The organism is Pseudomonas sp. 05T35 (genome assembly GCF_056396605.1).
On the sequence record NZ_JBFTLU010000962.1, the window covers coordinates 1 to 465 of the forward strand.

The 465-nt window shown below is 52.0% G+C and carries 1 protein-coding gene; it reads left to right on the forward strand.

Annotated features, from left to right (window positions below; genetic code table 11):
• Positions 1-169 precede the first annotated feature (169 nt).
• On the forward strand, positions 170-465 hold a 296-nt coding region (locus AC1DH9_RS30920; RefSeq protein ID WP_477809558.1), incomplete at its 3' end, for a polyketide cyclase.

Genomic DNA, 465 nt, shown 5'->3' on the forward strand with positions numbered 1-465 from the left:
GTGCACGTCATTGCGGGTCATTGCCTGGTCACTTTTTGCATACAGTTACCTAAATTCCGTGCGTCAAAATAATAAGCCTATTCACAGGCTTGCATGTGAAAAGCGCTGTAATACGGTAAATGTCGAGTGCTAATCTGCCGGTATTCGTGCTCAAGGAAGGACACTGTCAATGCCTGTTCTGGAACTCTCCACGCTGATCAGAGGGCAAACACCCGCACAGGTTCTCGATTTTTGCCTTGAAGGCAGCAACTTCCCGAAAATCTTCCCGGAACGGGTGACGCCACTAGGCAACATCGACGTGAACGACTTGCGTATCGCAGCAGGCCGCGAATTCAGTTTTTGTCATTGGATGTTCGGCTGTATTCCGGCGACGTGGACCGTGACGATCCGCGAGGTCAGCGACAGCCATTTCATCGACGAAATGCTCAAGGGGCCGATGGCGGCATTTCGTCATGAGCACCGGGT